This window comes from Enterobacter sp. CPE_E863 (genome assembly GCF_046521465.1).
Classification (GTDB): domain Bacteria; phylum Pseudomonadota; class Gammaproteobacteria; order Enterobacterales; family Enterobacteriaceae; genus Enterobacter; species Enterobacter adelaidei.
In genome coordinates this window covers 1723603-1747683 of the sequence record NZ_JBKFZX010000001.1, presented here as the reverse complement: position 1 = coordinate 1747683, position 24081 = coordinate 1723603, and the positions used below count along the sequence as shown (strand labels likewise).

General features: G+C 55.7%; 23 protein-coding genes. 13 read left to right on the top strand and 10 right to left on the bottom strand.

Going from position 1 to position 24081, the window contains the following annotated elements; genetic code table 11:
- Position 1: 1 nt before the first annotated feature.
- Positions 2-1402, bottom strand: a complete 1401-nt coding sequence (locus ACLHV8_RS08590; protein ID WP_208593890.1) for an MFS transporter — start codon at positions 1400-1402, stop codon at positions 2-4.
- Between the two features lie 233 nt (positions 1403-1635).
- Entirely contained in the window at positions 1636-4014 is a 2379-nt protein-coding gene (gene ppsA, locus ACLHV8_RS08585; protein ID WP_208593889.1) for a phosphoenolpyruvate synthase, read from the bottom strand.
- Positions 4015-4349: 335 nt separating this feature from the next.
- Here ppsA and ppsR point away from each other — a divergent pair, with 335 nt between their 5' ends.
- The 8 genes from ppsR (at position 4350) to ACLHV8_RS08545 (ending at position 12457) form a co-directional block, all read left to right on the top strand.
- Positions 4350-5183, top strand: a complete 834-nt coding sequence (gene ppsR / locus ACLHV8_RS08580) for a posphoenolpyruvate synthetase regulatory kinase/phosphorylase PpsR (RefSeq protein ID WP_028017244.1) — start codon at positions 4350-4352, stop codon at positions 5181-5183.
- A gap of 152 nt (positions 5184-5335) precedes the next feature.
- A complete protein-coding gene (gene aroH / locus ACLHV8_RS08575; protein ID WP_049006390.1) occupies positions 5336-6382 on the top strand; it encodes a 3-deoxy-7-phosphoheptulonate synthase AroH in 1047 nt (348 codons plus the stop codon).
- Positions 6383-6554: 172 nt separating this feature from the next.
- Positions 6555-6737, top strand: a complete 183-nt coding sequence (gene hemP, locus ACLHV8_RS08570) for a hemin uptake protein HemP (RefSeq protein ID WP_208593888.1) — start codon at positions 6555-6557, stop codon at positions 6735-6737.
- A 76-nt stretch (positions 6738-6813) separates the two neighbouring features.
- Positions 6814-8799, top strand: a complete 1986-nt coding sequence (locus ACLHV8_RS08565; RefSeq protein ID WP_208593887.1) for a TonB-dependent hemoglobin/transferrin/lactoferrin family receptor — start codon at positions 6814-6816, stop codon at positions 8797-8799.
- A gap of 47 nt (positions 8800-8846) precedes the next feature.
- Entirely contained in the window at positions 8847-9875 is a 1029-nt protein-coding gene (gene chuS, locus ACLHV8_RS08560; RefSeq protein ID WP_208593886.1) for a hemin-degrading factor, read from the top strand.
- Entirely contained in the window at positions 9872-10693 is an 822-nt protein-coding gene (locus ACLHV8_RS08555; protein ID WP_208593885.1) for a hemin ABC transporter substrate-binding protein, read from the top strand. Before chuS ends, ACLHV8_RS08555 begins: the two co-directional genes overlap by 4 nt.
- On the top strand, positions 10693-11685 hold the full coding sequence (locus ACLHV8_RS08550; protein ID WP_028017238.1) for a FecCD family ABC transporter permease: 993 nt from the start codon (positions 10693-10695) through the stop codon (positions 11683-11685). Before ACLHV8_RS08555 ends, ACLHV8_RS08550 begins: the two co-directional genes overlap by 1 nt.
- A complete protein-coding gene (locus ACLHV8_RS08545; protein WP_028017237.1) occupies positions 11678-12457 on the top strand; it encodes a heme ABC transporter ATP-binding protein in 780 nt (259 codons plus the stop codon). Before ACLHV8_RS08550 ends, ACLHV8_RS08545 begins: the two co-directional genes overlap by 8 nt.
- Here ACLHV8_RS08545 and ACLHV8_RS08540 read toward each other — a convergent pair.
- Positions 12424-13347, bottom strand: coding sequence for a LysR family transcriptional regulator (locus ACLHV8_RS08540; RefSeq protein WP_032666815.1), 924 nt, complete (start codon positions 13345-13347; stop codon positions 12424-12426). The two genes, ACLHV8_RS08545 and ACLHV8_RS08540, sit on opposite strands and share 34 nt — an antisense overlap.
- A 140-nt stretch (positions 13348-13487) precedes the next feature.
- Between ACLHV8_RS08540 and ACLHV8_RS08535 the strand changes: the two genes are divergently transcribed.
- Genes ACLHV8_RS08535 through ACLHV8_RS08515 form a run of 5 tightly spaced genes read left to right on the top strand, consistent with a single transcriptional unit; the run spans position 13488 to position 18264 of the window.
- The gene (locus ACLHV8_RS08535) at positions 13488-14195 is read left to right on the top strand and encodes a CoA transferase subunit A (RefSeq protein ID WP_208593884.1); all 708 of its coding nucleotides are present in this window, start codon (positions 13488-13490) and stop codon (positions 14193-14195) included.
- A gap of 2 nt (positions 14196-14197) precedes the next feature.
- Positions 14198-14854 (top strand): CoA transferase subunit B, encoded by a 657-nt coding sequence (locus ACLHV8_RS08530; RefSeq protein WP_049006738.1) that lies wholly within the window; start codon positions 14198-14200, stop codon positions 14852-14854.
- A gap of 9 nt (positions 14855-14863) precedes the next feature.
- A complete protein-coding gene (locus tag ACLHV8_RS08525) occupies positions 14864-16045 on the top strand; it encodes an acetyl-CoA C-acetyltransferase (RefSeq protein ID WP_208593883.1) in 1182 nt (393 codons plus the stop codon).
- 46 nt (positions 16046-16091) lie between these two features.
- A complete protein-coding gene (locus ACLHV8_RS08520; protein WP_208593882.1) occupies positions 16092-17483 on the top strand; it encodes a GntP family permease in 1392 nt (463 codons plus the stop codon).
- A gap of 10 nt (positions 17484-17493) precedes the next feature.
- Positions 17494-18264 carry a 3-hydroxybutyrate dehydrogenase gene (locus tag ACLHV8_RS08515; RefSeq protein ID WP_208593881.1) on the top strand — a complete coding sequence of 257 codons (771 nt, stop codon included), beginning with the start codon at positions 17494-17496 and terminating at the stop codon, positions 18262-18264.
- Positions 18265-18304: 40 nt separating this feature from the next.
- Here the strand turns inward: ACLHV8_RS08515 and selO are convergent, their stop codons facing one another.
- The 7 genes from selO to ihfA all read right to left on the bottom strand — a co-directional run bounded on the left by selO (position 18305) and on the right by ihfA (position 24078).
- Complete coding sequence (gene selO, locus ACLHV8_RS08510) at positions 18305-19747, bottom strand: protein adenylyltransferase SelO (protein WP_208593880.1); 1443 nt, start codon at positions 19745-19747, stop codon at positions 18305-18307.
- A gap of 61 nt (positions 19748-19808) precedes the next feature.
- Entirely contained in the window at positions 19809-20522 is a 714-nt protein-coding gene (locus tag ACLHV8_RS08505; protein ID WP_028017230.1) for an EAL domain-containing protein, read from the bottom strand.
- Positions 20523-20815: 293 nt separating this feature from the next.
- Positions 20816-21280: an NlpC/P60 family protein gene (locus tag ACLHV8_RS08500; protein WP_028017229.1), complete on the bottom strand. Its 465-nt coding sequence runs from the start codon at positions 21278-21280 to the stop codon at positions 20816-20818.
- A 74-nt stretch (positions 21281-21354) separates the two neighbouring features.
- Positions 21355-22110 (bottom strand): vitamin B12 ABC transporter ATP-binding protein BtuD, encoded by a 756-nt coding sequence (gene btuD / locus ACLHV8_RS08495; protein WP_028017228.1) that lies wholly within the window; start codon positions 22108-22110, stop codon positions 21355-21357.
- The gene (locus tag ACLHV8_RS08490; protein WP_049006724.1) at positions 22110-22661 is read right to left on the bottom strand and encodes a glutathione peroxidase; all 552 of its coding nucleotides are present in this window, start codon (positions 22659-22661) and stop codon (positions 22110-22112) included. Before ACLHV8_RS08490 ends, btuD begins: the two co-directional genes overlap by 1 nt.
- 33 nt (positions 22662-22694) lie before the next feature.
- Positions 22695-23675, bottom strand: a complete 981-nt coding sequence (gene btuC / locus ACLHV8_RS08485) for a vitamin B12 ABC transporter permease BtuC (RefSeq protein WP_028017226.1) — start codon at positions 23673-23675, stop codon at positions 22695-22697.
- 103 nt (positions 23676-23778) lie between these two features.
- Complete coding sequence (gene ihfA, locus ACLHV8_RS08480) at positions 23779-24078, bottom strand: integration host factor subunit alpha (RefSeq protein ID WP_208593879.1); 300 nt, start codon at positions 24076-24078, stop codon at positions 23779-23781.
- Positions 24079-24081 lie beyond the last annotated feature (3 nt).

Here is a 24081-nt window from a genome sequence, read left to right as displayed (position 1 = left end):
TTTACTCCTGTAGTGCGGAAGGGGTTGCCGGGCTGAGTTGCCCCAGGTCAGGTCTCACCTCACGTTTGCTGGCCAGCTCCCGGGCAATGGAATCCACCAGCCGGCTGTTAAGTTTGTAGATAGCAAGCAGCGCGACCATGCAGAGGAACAACGCGCAAGGGATAAGGGTGAACAGTGCATTAATGGTAGAGAGAACATGCGGTGCCTGAGTTGCCTGTCCCGGGGCGTAATCCACCATACCAAGGACCCAGCCGACGACCGCCCCACCCAGCGCCAGGCCAAATTTGATGGCAAACAGCGCGGTGGAAAAAACCAGCCCGTCCAGGCGACGACCGCTGCGGTGCTCTTCGTAGTCGACCACATCGGAGAACATGGTCCACTGGAGCGGTGTGGTGAGGTTTTGCACAAAGCTAAAGACAATATTGAGGCCAAAGATCAGCCAGACCTGCGAAGGGGGAAGGAAGAAAATCAGCGCGCCGAAGATGACGAAGGAAATAATGGTCCACTGGTAGGCCCGGACGCGGTCAAATTTGCCCAGCAACCGTTCGGATAATAATGCGCCGCTTAAGGAGGCCACCATTCCGGAAACAATAAAGGCAAAAACCAGCTCCGGACGCAACAGCACATAGTTGACGTAATACATGGTGGCGGAACCGCGCGTCACCACCGCCGTTAACAGCAAAATATTAAACACGAACACAATACGCCACTGGCTGTTTCCGGCCAGCAGTTTTAAATCGGTGAGCATGGAGCCGGAGGTATCATTGCGCGGAGAATAACGCTCGCGAGTCATCAGGAAGCAGCAGAAGAACAGTACAATCCCGAGTAGTCCCATCAGGCTCATGGCATAGAAATAGCCTTTCTGCACGTTGCCCTGTCCAAACAATGAGACCAGCGGCAGGGCAATAACCGTAACAATCAACCCACCGATAAACGACAGGCCAAAGCGCCATGACTGCAGAGAGTGACGCTCGCGCGGATCCAGCGTCAGCGCGCCGGGCATGGCGCAGTAAGGTACGTTAATCGCGGAATAAATCAGGCTTAAGATCGCGTAGGTCACGCAGGCATACGCAATTTTCGCCGTAGGTCCCACGTCCGGAACATAGAAGGTGATGAGGCAGCTCACGCCAAACGGAATGGCGAACCACAGCAACCATGGACGGAAACGGCCATGACGCGTTTGCGTACGGTCGACCAGTGCACCAATGCACGGGTCGACAAACGCATCGACCACGCGTACCACTAAAAACATGGTGCCCATAATCGCGGCGGGCAACCCAAAAACGTCCGTATAGAAATAAGCAAGAAATAACGTAGCCGTTTGCCAGACCAGCGCGCTGGCCATATCACCTAAGCCGTAACCTATTTTATCTTTGGTACGCAATACAGAGGAAAGTGTCATTGTTATTTGCCTTTTTATCAGGTTAAAACGTATTTCAACCAGTTGCGCATCATCGGTAGGGAAATGCGCAGTAAGGCTCAAGTATTAGCAACGGTTTGCGCGCTAACAATTGTCTAAATTAACAGACAAATTATGATATTTGGTTTTTTACTTTATTTGTGATGGGGAGCAAATAAGAAGAGAAATAAAAAAGGCGAGGAATAATCTCCTCGCCTTTTCGGGTTATGATGGTGTTACTTGTTCAGTTCTGCCAGGCTCAGCCAGGTTTGCACCACGGTGTCCGGGTTCAGGGAGAGACTATCAATCCCCTCTTCCATCAGCCATGCGGCAAAGTCCTCATGGTCGGATGGACCCTGACCACAAATCCCGACGTATTTACCCTGTTTCTTCGCCGCACGAATGGACATCGACAGCAGCGCTTTCACCGCCTCGTTCCGCTCATCGAACAGCTCAGAGACCACGCCGGAGTCACGGTCCAGGCCCAGCGTCAGCTGCGTCATGTCGTTCGAGCCGATAGAGAAGCCGTCGAAGTGCTCCAGGAACTGCTCGGCCAGCAGGGCGTTGGACGGGATTTCGCACATCATGATGATCTTCAGCCCGTTCTCGCCGCGCTTCAGCCCCTGACGCGCCAGCTCGTCCACGACGGCTTTCGCCTGATCTACGGTGCGCACAAACGGGATCATGATTTCGACGTTGGTCAGTCCCATGTCGTTGCGCACGCGTTTCACCGCTTCACACTCCAGCGCGAAGCAGTCGCGGAAGCTCTCGGACACGTAGCGTCCGGCACCACGGAAGCCCAGCATCGGGTTCTCTTCTTCCGGCTCGTAGCGCTCGCCACCCACCAGGTTGGCATATTCATTAGACTTAAAGTCAGACAGACGCACGATCACGCGTTTCGGGTAGAAGGCAGCACCCAGGGTGGCAATCCCTTCGGTCAGACGGCCGACGTAGAACTCTTTCGGCGAGTCGTAGCCTTTCATCATCTCGCGGATTTCGTTCTGCAGCTTCGGATCCTGGTCGTCAAACTCCAGCAGCGCACGCGGGTGAACGCCGATCATACGGTTGATGATAAACTCCAGGCGCGCCAGGCCCACGCCTTCGTTCGGAAGGCAAGCGAAGTCAAACGCGCGGTCCGGGTTACCCACGTTCATCATGATCTTCAGCGGCAGATCCGGCATGGTATCCACGCTGGAGCTCTTCACGCTGAAGTCGAGGATATCGGCATACACATAGCCGGTATCGCCTTCGGCACAGGAGACGGTCACGTTCTGTCCGTCTTTCATGCGCTCGGTGGCGTCACCGCAGCCGACAACCGCAGGAATACCCAGCTCGCGGGCAATGATCGCCGCGTGACAGGTACGGCCGCCGCGGTTGGTGACGATAGCCGCCGCTTTCTTCATGATCGGTTCCCAGTCCGGGTCGGTCATGTCGGTCACCAGCACGTCGCCAGGCTCAATGCGGTTCATCTCGCTGATGTCGTGGATCACTTTCACCGGGCCGGCACCGATACGGTGACCGATGGCACGGCCTTCCGCCACGATTTTGCCCTGCGCGTGAAGCGTGTAGCGCTCCATCACCTGACCGCGAGAGCGGACGGTTTCCGGACGCGCCTGGACAATAAACAGCTTGCCGGTGTTCCCGTCTTTCGCCCATTCGATGTCCATTGGACGACCGTAGTGTTTTTCAATCTGTACCGCCTGCTTCGCCAGCTCCTGCACTTCGGCGTCGGTCAGGGAGAAGCGGTCACGCTGCTCCTGCGGTACATCTTCAATTTTAACCTGCTTGCCATGCTCCTGGGTTGGGGCATAGATCATGCGGATTTTTTTCGAGCCCATGGTGCGGCGCACCACCGCCGGACGGCCCGCGGCCAGAGTAGGCTTGTGGACGTAGAATTCGTCAGGGTTGACCGCCCCCTGTACCACCATCTCACCCAGACCCCACGCGGAGGTGATAAACACCACCTGGTCGAAGCCGGACTCGGTATCAATGGAGAACATCACGCCGGAAGAGCCCACGTCCGAGCGCACCATGCGCTGTACACCTGCGGAAAGTGCTACGCCGCGATGGTCATAGCCCTGGTGCACGCGATAAGAGATGGCACGGTCGTTGAACAGGGAAGCGAACACGTGCTTCACCGCCACCAGCACGGCATCGTATCCCTGCACGTTCAGGAAGGTTTCCTGCTGCCCGGCAAACGAGGCGTCTGGCATATCTTCTGCGGTTGCAGAAGAACGCACGGCAAAGGAGGCCTGCGCATCGTCAGCAGAGAGCTGGTTGTACGCATCGTGAATGGCTTTTTCCAGTTCCGGCTGGAAAGGTGTGTCGATAATCCACTGGCGGATTTGTGACCCGGCTTTGGCAAGCTCGGTAACGTCATCAATATCCGTTTTATCCAGCAGGTCGTAAATGCGCTGGTTCACGCCGCTCTGGTCTAAAAACAGGTTAAACGCATCGGCAGTTGTGGCAAACCCGTTTGGTACGGAGACACCCATACCCGACAGATTTGTAATCATTTCACCCAGGGAGGCATTTTTGCCCCCAACTCTGTCTACATCATTCATACCGAGTTGGTTATACCAAAGCACCAGCGGTGACGAGCCATTGTTGGACATCGAAACAATCCTTTTGTGATATTTGATCGGAGTAAGTAACACCTGACTACGTATTTATAGTGGCATATTTATTAGCGCTAAAAAAACGGTGAATCGTGTAAGCAATTTAAATTTTCAACTTTTCGGATACTTTCCCATCACCCACGAACCCGATGATTCCTATATATTCAGCCAGAAACCACAAAAATAAAGTCGCTATTTGAAAAATGAAATCCACTTTTCAGGAAAATCAAAAACATCGTTTCATTTATAATTAAGATAAGTTCTTTGCTGTGTAATTTACTTTTTTAATTTATGCTTTCAGGCAATTAGGTATGATATTCAGGGTGAGTAAAATGGATAATGCTGTCGATCGCCACGTTTTTTATATTTCTGATGGTACGGCGATCACCGCCGAGGTGCTGGGCCATGCGGTGATGTCGCAGTTTCCCGTTTCGATTAACAGCATCACGCTGCCGTTTGTCGAAAATGAGAGCCGCGCCAAAGCGGTGAAGGACCAGATTGATGCCATCTACCAGCAGACCGGCGTCCGCCCGCTGGTATTCTACTCGATCGTGATCCCCGAGATTCGCTCCATCATTCTGCAAAGTGAAGGCTTCTGTCAGGATATCGTCCAGGCACTGGTGGCTCCGCTGCAAAGCGAGCTTAAGCTTGATCCGACCCCGATCGCTCATCGTACCCACGGGCTAAACCCCGGCAATCTGACCAAGTACGATGCGCGTATCGCTGCCATTGATTACACCCTGGCACATGACGACGGTATCTCGCTGCGTAATCTTGACCAGGCGCAGGTGATCCTGCTTGGCGTATCGCGCTGCGGCAAAACGCCAACCAGCCTCTATCTGGCGATGCAGTTTGGTATTCGTGCCGCAAACTACCCCTTTATTGCTGACGACATGGATAACCTGGTGCTACCTGCCGCCCTTAAGCCTCTGCAACATAAGTTGTTCGGCCTGACGATCAACCCGGAACGCCTTGCCGCCATCCGCGAAGAACGCCGCGAGAACAGCCGCTACGCCTCCATGCGCCAGTGCCGGATGGAGGTCTCCGAAGTGGAAGCGCTGTACCGCAAAAACCAGATCCCGTGGCTGAACAGCACCAACTATTCGGTTGAAGAAATTGCCACCAAAATTCTCGACATCATGGGGCTTAATCGCCGCATGTACTAATATGCTAGTACATTAGCTCAGATTCAGGTATCATCATCGGCAACCACGGGGCGGTGTCGCCCCGAACTTGAAATCAGCAGGGATTGGTTTAAGGTGATGCCCATCACTTCCCGGTAGTCTGCCGATGAAGCAAAAATTTTCTGAGACATTCCATGAATAAAACCGACGAACTCCGCACTGCGCGCATCGACAGCCTGGTTACCCCAGCTGAACTGGCACTGCGGCATCCTGTTTCCGCCACCGTTGCGGAACATGTCACGGCTTCCCGCCGGCGCATTGAAAAAATCCTGAATGGTGAAGACAAACGTCTTCTGGTAGTGATTGGGCCTTGCTCCATCCACGATCTGGATGCCGCAATGGATTATGCCAAACGACTTCAGGGGCTGCGGGACAAATACCAGCATCGCCTTGAGATCGTGATGCGAACCTACTTTGAAAAACCGCGGACCGTAGTGGGCTGGAAAGGCCTGATTTCCGATCCTGATCTGAACGGTAGCTACCGCGTGAACCACGGTATTGAGCTGGCGCGCAAACTGCTCCTGCAGGTCAATGAACTGGGCGTACCAACGGCGACCGAATTTCTCGATATGGTGACCGGGCAGTTTATCGCCGATCTCATCAGCTGGGGCGCAATTGGCGCACGTACCACCGAAAGCCAAATCCACCGCGAGATGGCCTCCGCCCTCTCCTGTCCGGTCGGCTTTAAAAACGGAACTGACGGTAACACCCGTATCGCGGTAGATGCGATCCGCGCTGCCCGTGCCAGCCATATGTTCCTGTCGCCGGATAAGAGCGGTCACATGACCATCTACCAGACCAGCGGTAACCCGTACGGGCATATAATTATGCGCGGTGGGAAGAAACCCAATTACCATGCACAAGATATTGCGGCCGCCTGTGAAACACTGGCAGAGTTCGACCTTCCGGAACATCTGGTGGTGGATTTCAGCCACGGTAACTGTCAGAAACAGCATCGCCGCCAGCTGGATGTGTGCGATGAAATTTGCCAGCAGATCCGCAGCGGCTCAACCGCCATCGCGGGGATTATGGCCGAAAGTTTCATCAAGGAAGGCACGCAGAAGATCGTTGCCGGACAGCCAATAGTGTACGGTCAATCAATTACCGACCCGTGCCTGAGCTGGGAAGACAGCGAACTGCTGCTGGAGAAACTGGCTTCTGCGGTAGATACGCGCTTCTAAAATCCAGTCCTTCTCCCTCTCCCTGTGGGAGAGGGGCGGGGTGAGGGCATCAAGCCGCACTTCACCCCCAAATTTGATCCTCTCACCCTTTTTTCACAAAAACGCTTGCTGTGAATTTACAGTTTATTGATAATGATTATCATTGTTACATTGGTTGTCATTTATAAACATTATGTCACGTACGGATAACAACGCGGTAACGCCAGAAAAAACACACACAGCCCCTGCCTCCACCGAGCGTCGGATTGACAGCAAAGCCCTGCTCGGCGATGAGGGGCGGGTGATTATCGAGCATGACGGTCAGTATTACCTGCTACGCCAGACCCATGCCGGAAAACTGATCCTGACTAAATAAACAACACGATAACTTCGCCAGCCACCCAGGTGTTCCCCAGGCAGCCAGCGCTTTCGATTCTTAATGGAGAGTTGCTATGCCATACCTGCATTCCGCGTCTTTACGCCCGTCAATTTTGGCTCTGGCAGTCGTCAGTACCCTGCCGGGCGTCGCGTTTGCTGCCGCAGATGATATTACCGTCACCGCCACGGGCAACGCCCGCAGCGCCTTTGAAGCTCCGATGATGGTGAGCGTGATTGACGCCAGCGCGCCTGAGAAACAAACCGCCAGCTCTGCTGCCGACCTGCTGCGTAACGTTCCTGGTCTCACACTGGACGGCACCGGGCGCACCAACGGGCAGGACGTGAACCTGCGCGGTTATGACCGCCGCGGCGTGCTGGTGCTGGTTGACGGCGTGCGCCAGGGAACCGATACCGGCCACCTGAACAGCACCTTCCTCGATCCGTCGCTGATTAAACGTGTTGAAGTGGTTCGTGGACCATCCGCCCTGCTCTACGGAAGTGGCGCGCTGGGCGGCGTGATCTCCTATGATACTGCCGACGCCAAAGACCTGCTGGAGCCGGGAAAAAACAGCGGCTACCGCGTATTTGCTACGGGTGCAACGGGCGATCATAGCCTCGGAATGGGGGCCAGCGCGTTTGGCCGCACCGACACGCTGGACGGTCTGGTCTCCTGGTCGAGCCGTGACCGGGGTGACATTCGTCAGAGCAACGGTACAGCAGCACCAAATGATGAATCCATTAACAACATGCTGGCAAAAGGTCGATGGAAAATCGACCCGGCGCAGACCCTGAGCGGCTCCCTGCGCTACTATAACAACGACGCACAGGAACCCAAAAATCCGCAAACCATTAAAGCGGATGCCTCCAGCAACCCCATGACTGACCGTTCCACCATCCAGCGTGACGCTCAGCTGGGCTACAACATCGCGCCGGAAGGCAATGACTGGCTGAACGCCGATGCCAAAATCTACTGGTCTGAAGCGCGCATTAACGCCCAGAACATCAACGGCAGCGGTGAATTCCGCAAGCAAACCACGAAAGGTGGGAAGGTGGAAAACCGCACCCGACTGTTTAGCGACTCCTTTGCCTCACACCTCCTGACCTACGGCGGAGAATATTACCGCCAGGAGCAAAGCCCGGGCGGTGCGACGACCGGTTTCCCGGACGCAAAAATCGACTTCAGCTCCGGTTGGCTGCAGGATGAAATTACCCTGCGCGATCTGCCCATCACCCTTCTGGGGGGGACGCGTTATGACAACTATCGCGGCAGCAGTGATGGTTATGACGATGTGGATGCCGATAAGTGGTCATCCCGCGCCGGGTTAACCGTCAGCCCAGCCGACTGGCTAATGCTGTTCGGCTCTTACGCGCAGGCCTTCCGCGCGCCGACCATGGGTGAAATGTATAACGATGCGAAGCACTTCTCGATCGGCCGCTTCTATACCAACTACTGGGTGCCAAACCCGAACCTGCGTCCGGAGACCAATGAAACTCAGGAGTTCGGTTTTGGTCTGCGCTTTGACGATCTGATGCTGGCGAACGATGCGCTGGAGTTCAAAGCGAGCTATTTCGATACGAAAGCCAAAGACTACATCTCCACTACCGTCGATTTCGCAGCGGCGACCACCATGTCCTATAACGTTCCCAATGCCAAAATCTGGGGCTGGGACGTAATGGCGAAATACTCCGCCGAGATCTTCAACCTTGACCTGGCCTATAACCGCACGCGCGGGAAAGATACCGACACGGGAGAGTACATCTCCAGCATTAACCCGGACACCGTCACCAGCAAGCTGGATATCCCGGTAGCGCAAAGCGGTTTCTCCGTGGGCTGGATAGGTACCTTTGTTGACCGTTCAACGCACATCAGCAGCAGTTACAAAAAGCAGCCTGGCTACGCGGTCAACGATTTCTACGTCAGCTATCAGGGTCAGGCACAACTGAAAGGCATCACAACGACGGTGGTGCTGGGTAACGCCTTCGACAAAGAATACTGGTCACCGCAGGGTATTCCGCAGGACGGTCGCAACGGCAAGATTTTCGTAAGCTATCAGTGGTAACCCCCTCGCCCCGGTTCACCGGGGCATCCATGAAGAAGGACGAGACAATGAATCACTACACACGCTGGCTTGAGCTAAAAGAAGAAAACCCGGGTAAGTACGCGCGTGACATCGCAGGTTTAATGAACATCAGTGAAGCTGAACTGACCTTTGCCCGCGTCGGCCACGATGCCTGGCGCCTGAACGGTGAGATCCGCGATATCCTTGGCGCGCTGGAAGCCGTGGGCGAAACCAAATGCATTTGCCGCAATGACCATGCCGTTCACGAGCAGGTAGGGACCTTCACCAATCAGCATCTCCACGGTCACGCCGGGCTGGTACTGAACCCACGCGGACTGGATCTGCGTCTGTTCCTCAATCAGTGGGCGAGCGTTTTTCACATCAGTGAAGCTACCGCGCGCGGCGAGCGTCAGAGCATCCAGTTCTTCGACCATCATGGTGATGCGCTGCTGAAGGTCTACGCCACCGATAGCACCGACGTATCCGCCTGGAGCGACGTACTGAGCCGCTTTATCTTTGCCGATAATCCACCGCTGGCGTTAAAGGTGGCCGATGTCCCGGTTCACGCAGAAAACGCGCAAGCCGCGCTCGTGGACACAGAGTGGCGCGCCATGACCGACGTGCACCAGTTCTTCGGCCTGCTGAAGCGCCACAATCTCAGCCGCCAGCAGGCGTTTAACCTGGTGGGTGACGATCTGGCCTGCAGGGTAGAGAACTCCGCGCTGGCGCAGCTGCTGGAGACGGCGCGCCAGGACGGCAACGAAATTATGGTGTTTGTCGGCAACCGCGGCTGCGTGCAGATCTTCACCGGCGCGGTGGAAAAGCTGGTGCCGATGAAAGGCTGGCTCAACATCTTTAACCCGACCTTTACCCTGCATCTGCTTGAAGAAGCCATTGCGGAAACGTGGGTCACGCGCAAACCGACGGCTGACGGGCATGTCACTAGCCTGGAGCTGTTTGCCGCCGACGGCACGCAAATCGCTCAGCTGTATGGTCAGCGTACCGAAGGCGAGCCGGAACAGAGCCAATGGCGTAGCCAGATTGACGCCTTAACGGCGAAAGGGTTGGCCGCATGAAAAAATGGATCGCCGTTCTCAGCGCCCTGCCCCTGATGGCGTTTGCCGCCACGCAGGAGAAAATCGTTACGCTTGGCGGCGACGTGACGGAAATTGTCTTTGCCCTTGGCGCACAGTCGTCTCTGGTGGCTCGCGACAGTACCAGTCAGTGGCCACAGGCAGCAAACGATCTGCCTGACGTGGGATATTTGCGCCAGCTGAATGCGGAAGGCATTTTGTCCATGCGTCCCACCCTGGTGCTGGCAAGCGCCCAGGCGCAACCGTCTCTGGCATTAAAACAGGTTGAGCAAAGCCATATCAGGGTCATCACCGTTCCGGCAAGTAACGCGCTGGGCGTCATTGATGAAAAGGTGCGGGTCATCGCGCAAGCGACACATCGCGAGGTTGAGGGAGAAATCCTGCGTAACACGTTACGTCAGGCCCTGACCGCCCTGCCCGCCTCGCCACTCAACAAGCGGGTGCTGTTTATCCTCAACCATGGAGGGATGACCGCAATGGCTGCCGGACAACAGACCGCAGCGGATGCCGCCATTCAGGCGGCGGGGCTTAGAAATGCGATGCAAGGTTTTACCCGCTATCAACCGCTGTCACAGGAGGGCGTGATTGCCAGCCAGCCCGACCTGGTGGTGATTTCTCAGGAAGGTATCAACGCGCTGGGCGGTGAAGACAATCTCTGGAAACTGCCGGGTCTGGCGCAAACGCCGGCGGGACGCAACAAGCAGCTGCTGGCAATTGATGATATGGCGCTTCTGGGGTTTGGCGTGCGAACGCCGCAGGCAATTCAGCAGTTGCGCGTCAGAGCGGAGCAACTACCCTGATGTCCCGACGGATCACCTTGTCACTGTGGATACTGACCGCACTCCTCACGACGATGACGATCGTGGCGACCGGTTTTGGCGCGTTGCATCTACCGGTCAGCCTGCTGTGGAACGGCAGCGATGATGCGCTGCGTCAGATCTGGCTGACCATACGCCTGCCCCGAGTGCTGTTGGCGCTGGTTATTGGGGGTTCACTGGCGCTGGCAGGCTGTGTAATGCAGGGGTTATTTCGTAACCCGCTGGCAGATCCGGGCCTGCTCGGGATCAGCAGCGGTGCGGCGCTTGCCGTTGCGTTATGGGTGGTTATTCCGCTCTCGTTACCTGCACTGGTCATGCTTTATGCCCCGATGATCGCGGCCTTTTTCGGCGCGCTGTCTGCCACTTTCGTGATTTTCCTTCTCAGCCAGCAGCGTAACAGCTCGCTCTCCCGGTTGTTGCTAGTAGGTATCGCCATTAATGCCCTGTGCGGGGCAGCCGTCGGTGTGCTGTCATGGCTCAGTAATGATGCACAGCTTCGCCAGCTTTCACTTTGGGGTATGGGCAGCCTCGGCCAGGCACAATGGTCAACATTGCTGGCCGTCACCTCGCTGATGATGCCCACTCTTCTGGTGATATGGCGTCTTGCCAGCGCGCTCAATTTACTGCAATTAGGTGAAGAAGAAGCGCACTATCTCGGTGTGGAGGTTGCGGTTGTGCAGCGGATCCTGCTGCTGTGTAGCGCCTTGCTGGTCGCCGCTGCGGTAGCGGTCAGTGGCGTTATCGGTTTTGTCGGTCTTGTGGTCCCCCACCTGATGCGCATGTGGCTCGGGGCAGATCACCGGGCGGTGATCCCCGGATCTGTACTCGCCGGCGCGGCACTGCTGCTGATTGCGGATACGGTGGCTCGTACCCTGGTCGCCCCGGCGGAAATGCCGGTTGGTTTGCTGACCAGCCTTCTCGGCGCGCCGTGGTTTCTGTGGCTGATCTTTCGTCGTGGAGGCGAGCATGGCTGAACGCTATTGTGCAGAAAAAATAGATTTCCACACCGGACACCGGACGCTTATAAACGAGGTATCCCTGGATTTATCCATGGGTGAAATGGTGGCGTTGATTGGCCCGAATGGCGCCGGAAAATCGACGTTACTGCGGCTGCTCACGGGCTATTTAAACCCTACTGGCGGGCAGTGCAACCTGGCAGATATCCCCCTCAATGCCTGGCAGCCGGAAAGACTCGCTCGCCGCCGGGCGGTGATGCGCCAGAACACGCAGCTCGGCTTCGACTGGCCTGTGGAGGCGGTAGTCGGCATGGGCCGCGCTCCCTGGACTCGCTACCCCGAACCCGCAGTTGTTCAGGAGGTGATGCAGATTACCGGATGTTTACCGCTGGCGGGCAGGCAGTTTGCCGCACTCTCCGGTGGGGAACAGCAGCGGATCCAGCTTGCGCGGGCGCTGGCGCAGCTGTGGCACGAGGGTGCGCCGCGCGGCTGGCTGTTCCTTGATGAACCCACGTCTGCGCTGGATCTCTATCACCAGCAACATCTGCTGCGCCTGCTGAAATCCCTGACCCATCAGGGAGATCTCCACGTCTGCGTCGTGCTGCACGATCTTAATCTGGCGGCGCTGTGGGCGGATCGGATCCTGCTGTTACACAATGGCAGATTGGTCTGCGAAGGCGTACCTGAAGCTGTTTTGCAGGCTGATGCGCTGGCACACTGGTACGGGGCAGAAGTGCTCGTCGGCAGACATCCAGATTACGCCACGCCGCAGGTGTTTCTCGCCCCCTGACCAGGCTGATAAAAATCCTTCAGTGTTTCCAGCAGGGCACGCGCCGCTTTTGAAAGCTGTGTGTGCCCTGGATGGATCACGCCAATGCATTTCTCAATAAGCGGGTTATCCAGTGGAATACAGACCGCGCCTAACGCAGCCATCTGTGTTTCGCACAATGCCGGAACAGCGCTGCCGCCCAATCCACTGGCGACCATCCGCCCCACCGTCACCAGTTGATGACTCTCCAGCGCCACATCCAGTTTTCTGCCGCTTCGGGCCAGTTCCTCTTCCATCATCAGACGTACCGCTGAGGGTCGCTGCAGGGTGATGAAATCCAGCGTCAGCAGCTCTTCCCATGACAAGCGTTTTTTACCGGCAAGAGAGGAATCTTTCGGCACAATGGCGACAAATCTGTCGAGACCCAGGGGCGTAAACAGCAGGTTATGCGTGGGTGCCGGCTCAAACGCGATCCCCATCTCCACCCGCCCTTCCCGAACCATCTCGATCACGTGTTCGTTGATGACATCATGCACGGTGACGTTGATCCCGGCGTGGCGATCGCGAAAGGCTTTGAGTACCTCCGGTAAGACATTCGCGGCAAACGACGGCATGGCCGCGACCGAGATTTTGCCACGCTGTAGCGTAAAACACTGATGCATCGCCTCTTCGACGTTATCCCAGTCGGCAAGCAGTTGCCGCGCCATGGGCAAAAACGTCTCCCCTTCCTGTGTCAACGCCACTTTACGCGTGCTCCGCTGCAGCAGCGGCCCTCCCAGCACATCCTCAAGACCTTTAATCGTCAGGCTCAGTGCTGGCTGAGAGAGATTTAGCCGTTCGCTGGCGTGCGCGAAATTCAGAGTGTGAGCTACCGCTAAAAACGCGCGTAACTGTTTGACACTCATTCTCATTTTTCATCCTGTTAACTAATTGAAAAAATTTAGTTAACAGTAAATTAATAAAAAAACCAAATGAGTGAGTCACAAATTCAAAATTAACAAATGAGTCACCGCCCCTAATGATACCGGCACGGACAACGGGAGAGATGACGATGGCGGGACTGGATAAACGCGTCAGTAGCTATGCGCAAGCGCTGGATGGGCTGACGAACGGAATGACCTTGCTGGCAGGCGGTTTCGGCTTGTGTGGCATCCCAGAGAACCTGATTGCAGAAGTCAGACGCCGTCAGGTGAACGATCTGACGGTGGTTTCAAACAACTGCGGCGTGGATGGTTTCGGCCTCGGAATACTGCTTGAGACGCGGCAGGTACGCAAGGTGGTGGCGTCTTACGTGGGTGAGAACGCGCTATTCGAGCAACAGGTATTGAGCGGTGAGCTGGAGATTGAACTCACGCCTCAGGGCTCGCTGGCAGAAAAAGTGCGCGCGGGTGGAGCCGGTATTCCGGCATTTTACACCGCCACCGGTTATGGCACTCCCGTGGCGACTGGCAAGGAAATTCGTCAGTTTGCGGGGAAACACTACGTCCTCGAAGAGGCCATTACGGGTGATTTCGCGCTTATCAAAGGCTGGAAAGCAGACTGGTACGGCAACGTTATCTATCGCCATACCGCGCAAAACTTTAATCCGCTGATGGCCACGGCGGGCCGGATAACCGTTGTGGAGGTGGAAGAAATTGTTCCTCCGGGCGAACTGCCTCCGTCCGCTATTCACACCCCAGGAATTTACGTCGACAGAGTGATTGTCGGCCAGTTTGAAAAACGCATTGAACAGCGCACGCTGCGCGCGGAAGGAGTCTGACAATGTTGACCCGTGAACAGATGGCAATGCGCGTCGCTCGCGAGCTGCGCGACGGTTACTACGTCAACCTGGGGATCGGCATCCCTACCCTGGTGGCGAACTACATTCCACCGGGGATGGATGTGATGCTCCAGTCGGAAAACGGTCTGCTGGGAATGGGGGAATTCCCGGATGAACGGAACCTCGACGCCGACATGATTAACGCCGGTAAACAGACGGTGACCGCGCGGATCGGTGCTGCCATTTTCGACTCGGCTCAGTCATTCGCCATGATCCGTGGCGGTCATGTCGATCTGACCGTATTGGGTGCGTTTGAAGTGGACGTCGAAGGGAATATCGCCTCGTGGATGATCCCCGGGAAGATGGTGAAAGGGATGGGAGGAGCAATGGATCTCGTTGCCGGGGCACAGAACATCATAGTGGTAATGACCCACGCGTCAAAAAGCGGTGAGTCAAAGCTACTCCCCCGCTGCACGCTGCCACTCACGGGCGTGGGCTGCATCCGTCGGGTCTTAACCGACCTCGCGTTACTGGAGATCAAGGACGGCACGTTCATTCTTCGGGAATACGCTCCGGGGGTGAGTATCGACGAGATCGTGGCGAAAACGGCCGGGAAAATAACAGTGGCGGACGACGTTCGCGAGATGCGCTTCAGCTGAGGACTCAACATGAAAAACGTCATGATTGTCGGGGCAGCGCGAACCCCTGTGGGTGGTTTTCGCGGCTCGCTCGCCTCCCTTTCTGCAGTTGAACTGGGTGCAGTAGCGGTACAACACCTGCTTGCGACCAGCGGTTTGCATGCAGATCAAATAGACGAGTTGCTCTTCGGTCAGGTGCTGACGGCAGGCTGTGGACAAAACCCCGCGCGCCAGACGGCAATCCGCGCCGGGTTACCTGTCAAAACGCCCGCGACAACGGTCAATCTGGTGTGTGGTGCGGGCTTAAAAGCGGTGCAACTGGCCGCGCAGGCGATCCGCTGTGGCGATGCCGACGTGGTTATCGCGGGCGGTCAGGAGAGCATGAGCAACGCGCCTTATCTGCTGGACGGTGCGCGATCAGGGTTGCGTTTTGGTCATACAGACCTGCAGGACAGCATGATTACCGACGGGCTATGGGATGCGTTCAACGATTACCACATGGGGATCACCGCAGAAAACATCGCCCGGCAGTACGGCATTTCGCGCGAGCAGCAGGACGCCTTTGCCGCCCGGTCGCAGCAAAAAGCTGCATCCGCGGCTGAATCCGGTCGATTCGACGCCGAAATAGTGCCAGTGACGGTGAAACAGGGTAAAAAGCCGCCCCTGATCATCAGCCGTGATGAACAGCCCCGGCCGGGAACCACCGCAGAACAGCTCGCGCAACTGCGCCCCGCGTTTTTACACGAGGAAGGCACGGTCACGGCGGGTAATGCCTCAACGCTCAATGATGGTGCCGCTGCGGTACTGTTGATGAGCGAGGAAAAAGCACGGGAAAGCGGTTTGCCGATCCTGGGCCGCATCGTGAGTTACGCCGTGACGGGCGTTGACCCATCCGTGATGGGAATTGGTCCGGTCAGTGCCTGTCAGACGGCTCTGGCGCGGGCTGGCTGGACGCTCGATGACGTGGATCTCATTGAAGCCAATGAAGCCTTTGCGGCGCAAGCGCTGGCGGTGGGCAAGCTGCTCGGCTGGGATGAGTCAAAGGTGAACGTCAACGGTGGCGCGATTGCGCTGGGTCATCCGATTGGTGCTTCCGGCTGCCGCATTCTCGTCACGCTGCTGTACGAAATGCAGCGTCAGGGGGCTAAAAAAGGACTCGTCACCCTGTGCGTAGGCGGCGGACAAGGCATCGCTCTGACCGTCGAGCGTTAAACATCTCGTTGGTACCCGAATATAACAATGATAGTGAGGAGTCGTAATGAGTGTGTTAATTGCCCTGGCGGCACTGGCATTGCTGATGCTGGCGGCCTATCGCGGATATAGCGTTATTTTGTTTGCGCCGATTGCGGCGCTGGGTGCAGTGTTGCTGACCGACCCGGGGGCTGTTGGCCCGACGTTTACCGGTCTGTTTATGGAAAAAATGGTGGGCTTCGTCAAGCTCTACTTCCCGGTGTTTCTGCTGGGTGCCGTTTTTGGCAAGCTGATTGAGCTTTCCGGTTTCTCACGATCGATCGTCGCCTCCGCTATTCGGATCCTCGGTCGTCGCCACGCGATACCGGTCATTGTTCTGGTCTGTGCGCTGTTAACCTATGGCGGCGTTTCGCTGTTCGTGGTGGCGTTTGCGGTCTACCCGTTTGCCGCCGAACTGTTCCGCCAGAGCGGCATCCCTAAACGTCTGATCCCAGCCACCGTGGCACTGGGCGCGTTTTCGTTTACCATGGACGCCTTGCCCGGCACGCCGCAGATCCAGAATATCATCCCCACCAGCTTCTTTGGCACGAACGCCTGGGCCGCACCGTGGCTGGGGCTGATAGGCTCCCTGTTTATTATCGTATTTGGCCTGCTCTGGCTGGAGCGCCAGCGTCGTAAGGCGTTCAATAACAATGAAGGCTACGGCACGGATCTGAAAAATGAACCTGAGACGCCGGATAACATTAATCTGCCGCATCCGCTGATTGCCCTCTCCCCGCTGCTGGTGGTGGGCATCCTGAATCTGCTGTTTACCCGCTGGATCCCTGGCTGGTACGGTACTAGCCATGAGCTTACCCTACCCGGCCTGGCGAAGCCGATTGTGACCGAGGTGAGCAAGATCACCGCCATCTGGGCCGTTGAGGCGGCGCTGATCTCCGGCATCATGCTGGTGCTGATTTTTGGTTTTCGCAATATCCGCGGGCGTCTGGCTGAAGGCAGCCGGACGGCGGTTAGCGGCGCCATTCTGGCAGCGATGAATACGGCCTCTGAATATGGTTTCGGGGCCGTTATTGCTGCACTGCCTGGTTTTCTGGTGCTGTCAAAAGGGCTGGCCGCAATCCCAAACCCGCTGTTAAACGAAGCGATCAGCGTGACCGTCCTCGCCGGGATCACCGGTTCCGCCTCCGGGGGGATGAGCATTGCACTCGCGGCAATGTCTGACAGCTTTATTGCCGCTGCGCACGCCGCCAATATTCCTCTGGAAGTACTGCACCGCGTGGCCTCGATGGCAAGCGGTGGTATGGACACGCTTCCCCACAATGGCGCGGTGATTACCTTGCTGGCAATCACCGGCCTGAGTCATCGTCAGGCCTATGGCGGTATTTTCGCCATCACCCTCATAAAAAGTCTGGCAGTGCTTTTTGTCATTGCCGTGTTCTATCTGACCGGCATTGTTTAAGGAGAGAAAAATGAATCTGAAGGGTAAAACCGCTCTGGTGACCGGTTCGACAAGCGGTATTGGACTTGGGATCGCCCGCGTGCTGGCGAAGGCCGGGGCGCAGCTGATCCTCAACGGTTTCGGCGACAGCGAATCAGCAAGAGAAGAGATTGCGCAACTCGGCCAAAAGCCGGGCTATCACGATGCAGACCTGCGTGACGTACTGCAAATTGAAGCCATGATGCGCTACGCCGAATCGCAGTTTGGTAGTGTGGATATTCTGATTAACAATGCCGGAATACAGCATGTGGCCCCTGTTGAGGTATTTCCGGTAGAGAAATGGAACGACATTATCGCGCTGAATCTCTCTTCCGTGTTTCACACCAGCCGGCTGGCACTGCCTGCCATGCGTGAGAAAAACTGGGGCCGTATCATTAACATTGCCTCCGTTCATGGGCTAGTCGCGTCAAAAGAAAAGTCGGCCTATGTCGCCGCCAAGCATGGCGTGGTGGGCTTTACGAAATCCCTGGCGCTCGAAACCGCCCGCACGGGGATTACCGCCAATACGATCTGCCCGGGCTGGGTACTGACTCCTCTGGTACAACAGCAAATCGACAAACGCATTGCCGATGGCGTCGCACCAGACCAGGCACGAGACCAGCTTCTGGCGGAGAAACAGCCTTCAGGTGAGTTTGTCACCCCGGAACAGTTGGGCGAACTGGCGCTATTTTTGTGCAGCGACAGCGCCGTAAATGTCCGGGGCGTCGCATGGAACATGGATGGTGGGTGGGTCGCACAGTGACGGGTAAGCCGGGTGAGCGTCGCGTCACCCGGCAAAATGACTAACTTGAGCAGCTTACCTCCAGCCGCTTGCCCCAGTCAGGCGGGCGGCTGACGTAATCGTCATCCCTGTCGGCAAACGGCGTGCGTAACGCCACATGCAGACGGTGTAACTCGTCATACTCACCCTGCTCTGCCTGCTCAATCGCCCGTTGGGCCAGCCAGTTGCGTAACACCATCGCCGGGTTCGCCGCGTTCATCTGCGCATGCCGGGTGGTATCGTCAACCTGCTCTTGCTGCAACCGCGTGCGGTACCGGGCAAACCAGTCGTCAAACGCCTGCCTGTCGATAAACTCGTCCCGCAACGGTGAGGCGGCACTGTGCTGCTCCGTCTGGCCCAGCATCCGGAAAGTACGGGTATAATCACTGCCTTCACGCGCCATCAGGGCAAACAGGTCATTGAGGATCTCGTTATCCCCCCTTTCCTGGGTCATCAGCCCCAGCTTATTGCGCATCAGCATGCCGTATTCACGCAGCAAAATATCCTGATAGCTATCGAGCGCGTCATTCAAGGCATCAACGTCGATAAACGGTGACAGCGTTTGCGCAAGACGTTGCAGGTTCCACAATCCAACCGCAGGCTGATTGTCAAAGCTGTAACGGCCCTGATAATCGGAGTGATTACAGATATATCCCGGCTGATAATCATCAAGGAACCCAAACGGACCGTAATCAAAGGTCAACCCCAGGAGCGACATGTTGTCCGTATTCATGACGCCGTGGGCGAATCCTACCGTTTGCCAGCGCGCGATCATTGATGCAGTACGGGCAATCACATCCCGGAACCAGAGAACGTATTTATCATCCTCATCCTGCAAATGTGGCCAGTGATGAGCGATAGCGTAGTCTGCAAGCTGACGCACCTTTTCCGTCTCGCGGCGATAGTAAAAGTGCTCAAAATGGCCAAAGCGCAAATGACTTTGCGCAATGCGCATCAGCAACGCCCCTTTTTCCATCGTTTCGCGCGCAACCGGCGTGTCGCTGGTGACAATCGACAGCGCACGAGTGGTCGGGATCCCCAGCGCATGCATCGCTTCAGATGCCAGGCATTCACGAATCGTTGAACGTAATACCGCACGCCCATCCCCCATCCGCGAGTAAGGGGTAAGGCCTGCGCCTTTCAGGTGCCAGTCAACCGTCTCCCCGGTGGGAAGCTGTTGTTCACCAAGCAGGATCCCCCTGCCGTCGCCCAGTTGCCCCGCCCAGACGCCAAACTGGTGTCCACTATAGACCTGAGCCAGGGGTTTCATGCCTGTGAGGAGCTTTTCGCCCCCCCAGACGCCAGCGCCGTCTGAAGGCTGAAACATGGCAGGTGGAATCGCCAGCTCCTCTGCCAGCCGATCGTTGTGCCAGATAAGACGCGAATTTTGTAAGGGTGTTGGTTTGAGTGCTGTGTAAAAACCAGGCAACTCGTCATGCCAGTGAGCAGTAAAAGACAGGGTCATAAGTCCTCCTGCTTTTAGTGTAGAGGGTTTACCCGCACTTAAACACGGGCGAAAGAAAGGGTTATCGCTGAACCAGCGTGGTGACGTGCTCTGCACTGACCGCTGGCCAGAGCGCTCCCTGCATCGCGCCGACGTTAAAGGACAAGACACGTTGCAACAGGTTGTGATCGTCGATTCCGGCTACGATGACAGACTGGCAATGGGGTGTTATCTGCCAGAGAATTGCACGCATAAAAGGTTCAAAAGAAAGCTCCGATGCACGCTGCTGAATGAACCCTTTGTCGATGATCACCCGTTTAAATAATCCATCATAGACGGCTTTGAGGGATGCTGCGCCTGCACCAAAGTTTGCCAGAACCAACGGGAAATGAATCGCCATTCTTGCCAACTGGAGATCGTCTTTTCCGTTATTTAAACCTGGATAGTTCTCATTAACAGTAAACTCAATAAACGGATAACGCTCAAGGATTGAAACAGCGTTTCCATTGCTTAATAAAAACTCAACAATAACAGGTGTAATATTGATCCATGCAATTAACTGATGCTGAATAAAAAACAGTTTGCAGGTATCAAGCAATTGCAGTTTCTCGTTAAACAACGCTAACTCTTCTGTCGCTGTAAGACGAGGGATAACGAGGTCAGTGGGGATCCTTACATCAGTGCCGACGCCAGTAAAGTTAACCAGAACCTCTAAACCTTTAAGCTCACCTGCACTATTACGGGCAGGCATGAACAATAGTTCAGACTGGTAAGCATTATCTAGCGTAATTATCATTGCACTCGCCCCGCATTAAAGATGAGAGAGGACATCCTGGAGCAATTGCCGACACAATTCCACTGTCTTGATTTTAATAAGATTAATTTCATTAGTTCCGTATTAATTTTCAGATTTATCCCTGAATCTAAAATAATCTTATCCTGGTTACTGAATAATAGCCAGTTTTAGATAAAACAGACACATGCGGGCTTAGCTAATTTTAGGTAAATTTAACTTTAATCATCTTATTTGCGAAAAAACGACATGATTTATTCGCTACCATGCCGTCATAAAGACACATCCGGGGCAGACTAAATACGTCGTGCTTGCCAGAAGTTTTTACGCCAGTACACATTATCGAGAGAAGATCGCATCACTCCGCGGCTGGTCGAGGCGTGAATAAACTGATTGTCTGTATCATAAATTCCAACGTGAAGACCGCTTTCACCCGACCCGGTTTTGAAAAACACCAGGTCTCCAGGCAGAAGCTCATCTTTATCAATTTCAGTCCCTATTTCTGCCTGCTTGCGCGTTTCGCGCGGAAGCTGTAAGTCAAACTTGTCGCGGAACGTCATCAGGACAAAACCAGAACAATCTACACCGCCACGGCTCATGCCGCCATAGCGATAAGGCGTACCGCGCCAGTTGCTCAGCTGATCGTTGAGACTGGCAATGACGGTAATTGAATCTGAAAGCCGTGGGTTAGGTGGCGGCGCACGATGGCTACTGCATCCCGCGAGAAATAACGCTGCCATCAGGAGAAACCAGAATCGCATTTTCAGACGAATCCTCTGCTTTTTTTGTTCTTTTCGTAATTTAGCGTGCAACTGTGCTAACAGGCAAGAAACGGTTACTCCTGCCCGGTAGAAATCAGCATCTTATGTCCCTCTATATCCAACCTGCGGAACGACATATTGTACGCAAGAGCAAGATTTGGCGGCGTAAGAACCTGATCCCGCATCCCGCTGGCGATCATCTTTCCACGTGACAGCAACCACACCCGGTGGGCATGCCGCAAGGTATGGTTGAGGTCATGACTGCTCATTACCACGGCGATACCCTTTCGGCTCAGACTACTTAACAGCGAATCCAGCGCCGCCTGCTGCGCCACATCCAGACCGCTCATCGGCTCATCCAGAAGCAGCATCCGCCCGTGAGGGTTACCTGCCGGGTGAATCTGAACAATGACCGCCGCCAGGCGCACCCGCTGCCATTCTCCGCCGGAAAGCTGGCTGGCGTGTCGGGACAGTTTATCTTCTAGCCCCAGGGCCGCAGCCACTTCAGTCAGCAGTGCCGTATGTTGTTTGTCGTGCAAATGCAGCATCAGATAATGCCAGACAGGCATCGCAAAAGGGGGCATTTGTTGCTGCACAAGGTAACTGCGCCGGTGCGCCAGCGAGACCGGCGACCAGTCGGTTAGAGTATGCTCCAGCAGCGATATCTGCCCTTGCCCGGAGGTTAGCCCCGCCATACGGGCCAACAACGTGCTCTTCCCTGCGCCGTTGGGCCCAACAAGATGCAGGATCTCTCCCGCATTGAGGGTACCGGTTATCGGCTCCAGACGTCCCTTCTCGGCAACGTCCGTGAGCTGCATCAGCAACGACATTATTTCGCCAGCGCCAGCTTGATAGATTCCATGACAATCGGATCTTCAGGCGTCATATCCGGCGAAAAACGCTGAATCACCTGGCCATCACGACCAATCAGGAATTTTTCAAAGTTCCACAGAATATCATCCGGGTAGAGCGGTGCCCGACCTTTGCTCGCCATACGTTCATAAAAGCCGCTGCCTTCTGGCGCAACGGCTGTCGGCGCGGCAGCAATCAGCTTCGCATACAGCGGATGGCGATCTTCGCCGTTAACATCAATTTTGCTGAACAGCGGGAACGTCACACCGTAGGTCGTACTACAAAACGTTTTGATCTCTTCTTCGCTTCCCGGCTCCTGGCCCAGGAACTGGTTGCAGGGGAAACCCAGCACGGTGAAACCGTCTTTCTCCCACGCTTTCTGAATGTTCTCCAGCTGCTCGTACTGTGGCGTCAGGCCACATTTGGATGCCACGTTGACGATCAGCAATACATTGCCTTTGTAGCCTTCCAGCGTGGTGTTATCGCCATCAATGGTGGTCACTTTGGTGTTCAGGATATCTGACTGCATAGCATTCCCTCTGGTTGTCTTACGGATCGTGATTTAACGTCCGGCTTTTAATAGTAGCCAGATAAATACCGGCGCGCCCAGCGTGGCGGTCACTACACCAATGGGCAGTTCCGCGGCTGTCAGGGCAAGCCGGGCGATGATATCGGCCACCAGCAGTGTTACCGCCCCGGCGACTGCCGAGGCCGGAAGTAAGGTTCGATGGTCGGTGAGGCCACACAGGCGAAGCATATGCGGAATAACCAACCCGATAAAACCAATCGCCCCCGCCAGCGCCACGCTGACCCCCACCAGCCAGCCAATGGCAATAACCAGCACATTACGCCAGAACACCAGTGGCATCCCGAGCTGGCGAGCGGATGTTTCACCCAGCGCGAGCATGTTGAGTGGTTGTGCCTGCATGGTCGCCCACAATATGACCGGGATCAGAAGAACCATCAGCCAGCCCTGGTGCCAGTCCACGCCCCCAAAACCGCCCATCATCCAGTACATCAGCTGACGCAGGTCAAAAGAGGTCGAGAAGTAGACCGCCCAGGTCATCAGCGCGCTACAGATGATACCCAGCGCTACCCCGGCAAGCAGCAGACGGCTGGTCGACAAGTGCCGTCTGGCGAAACGCAGGAGAATGAGCGTTATCAGCAATGCGCCAGTAATGGCGCTCAGGCTGATACTCCACCCGGAGAGTGCTCCCCCGCCAAGCATGACGGCCGCTATCAGCCCCACGCCTGCGCCGTTCGATACGCCGAGCAGCCCGGGTTCCGCCAGCGGGTTGTCGAACAATGCCTGCATAATGGTGCCGCAGAGCGCCAGTGCAGCCCCCACCAGGATCACCGCCACGGTGCGCGGCAGACGTATTTGCCAGATGAAGATCTGCCCGTCAGGGCTCATCCAGCTTTCAGGCCCTATCCATCTGTCGCCCGCACACAGGCTTATGCCGGCGGCGACAACGAGCAGTAGCACCAGCAAAAACAGGCGACGTTGATCGGAACGGTGCTGGCGATAGGCGTAATCAAGCATGTGTACAGTTTTATTGACGTAAGATGTAATTGATTTTACGGCGGGTTTGCCAAAGAGCGCAAAGAAAAAAGGCCGCGTGAGCGGCCTTTTTAGTTAGTTCATATTACTCTGCTTTGGGCGTTGCGTTTTCGACACGGCTTTTTAACTTCTGGCCGGGTCTGAAGGTCACCACGCGGCGAGCTGTAATGGGAATATCTTCCCCCGTCTTCGGGTTGCGGCCCGGACGTTGGTTTTTGTCTCGCAAATCAAAATTGCCAAAACCGGAGAGTTTTACCTGTTCACCATTTTCCAGAGCACGACGGATCTCTTCGAAAAACAGCTCTACCAGCTCTTTGACATCCCGTTTGCTAAGCCCAAGCTTATCAAACAGATATTCTGACATTTCAGCTTTTGTAAGCGCCATAGG

Coding starts and splice junctions, on each gene's coding strand:
- ACLHV8_RS08590 (WP_208593890.1), bottom strand. CDS start 1,402: ATGACACTTTCCTCTGTATTGCGTACCAAAGATAAAATAGGTTACGGC.
- ppsA (WP_208593889.1), bottom strand. CDS start 4,014: ATGTCCAACAATGGCTCGTCACCGCTGGTGCTTTGGTATAACCAACTC.
- ppsR (WP_028017244.1), top strand. CDS start 4,350: ATGGATAATGCTGTCGATCGCCACGTTTTTTATATTTCTGATGGTACG.
- aroH (WP_049006390.1), top strand. CDS start 5,336: ATGAATAAAACCGACGAACTCCGCACTGCGCGCATCGACAGCCTGGTT.
- hemP (WP_208593888.1), top strand. CDS start 6,555: ATGTCACGTACGGATAACAACGCGGTAACGCCAGAAAAAACACACACA.
- ACLHV8_RS08565 (WP_208593887.1), top strand. CDS start 6,814: ATGCCATACCTGCATTCCGCGTCTTTACGCCCGTCAATTTTGGCTCTG.
- chuS (WP_208593886.1), top strand. CDS start 8,847: ATGAATCACTACACACGCTGGCTTGAGCTAAAAGAAGAAAACCCGGGT.
- ACLHV8_RS08555 (WP_208593885.1), top strand. CDS start 9,872: ATGAAAAAATGGATCGCCGTTCTCAGCGCCCTGCCCCTGATGGCGTTT.
- ACLHV8_RS08550 (WP_028017238.1), top strand. CDS start 10,693: ATGTCCCGACGGATCACCTTGTCACTGTGGATACTGACCGCACTCCTC.
- ACLHV8_RS08545 (WP_028017237.1), top strand. CDS start 11,678: ATGGCTGAACGCTATTGTGCAGAAAAAATAGATTTCCACACCGGACAC.
- ACLHV8_RS08540 (WP_032666815.1), bottom strand. CDS start 13,347: ATGAGAATGAGTGTCAAACAGTTACGCGCGTTTTTAGCGGTAGCTCAC.
- ACLHV8_RS08535 (WP_208593884.1), top strand. CDS start 13,488: ATGGCGGGACTGGATAAACGCGTCAGTAGCTATGCGCAAGCGCTGGAT.
- ACLHV8_RS08530 (WP_049006738.1), top strand. CDS start 14,198: ATGTTGACCCGTGAACAGATGGCAATGCGCGTCGCTCGCGAGCTGCGC.
- ACLHV8_RS08525 (WP_208593883.1), top strand. CDS start 14,864: ATGAAAAACGTCATGATTGTCGGGGCAGCGCGAACCCCTGTGGGTGGT.
- ACLHV8_RS08520 (WP_208593882.1), top strand. CDS start 16,092: ATGAGTGTGTTAATTGCCCTGGCGGCACTGGCATTGCTGATGCTGGCG.
- ACLHV8_RS08515 (WP_208593881.1), top strand. CDS start 17,494: ATGAATCTGAAGGGTAAAACCGCTCTGGTGACCGGTTCGACAAGCGGT.
- selO (WP_208593880.1), bottom strand. CDS start 19,747: ATGACCCTGTCTTTTACTGCTCACTGGCATGACGAGTTGCCTGGTTTT.
- ACLHV8_RS08505 (WP_028017230.1), bottom strand. CDS start 20,522: ATGATAATTACGCTAGATAATGCTTACCAGTCTGAACTATTGTTCATG.
- ACLHV8_RS08500 (WP_028017229.1), bottom strand. CDS start 21,280: ATGCGATTCTGGTTTCTCCTGATGGCAGCGTTATTTCTCGCGGGATGC.
- btuD (WP_028017228.1), bottom strand. CDS start 22,110: ATGTCGTTGCTGATGCAGCTCACGGACGTTGCCGAGAAGGGACGTCTG.
- ACLHV8_RS08490 (WP_049006724.1), bottom strand. CDS start 22,661: ATGCAGTCAGATATCCTGAACACCAAAGTGACCACCATTGATGGCGAT.
- btuC (WP_028017226.1), bottom strand. CDS start 23,675: ATGCTTGATTACGCCTATCGCCAGCACCGTTCCGATCAACGTCGCCTG.
- ihfA (WP_208593879.1), bottom strand. CDS start 24,078: ATGGCGCTTACAAAAGCTGAAATGTCAGAATATCTGTTTGATAAGCTT.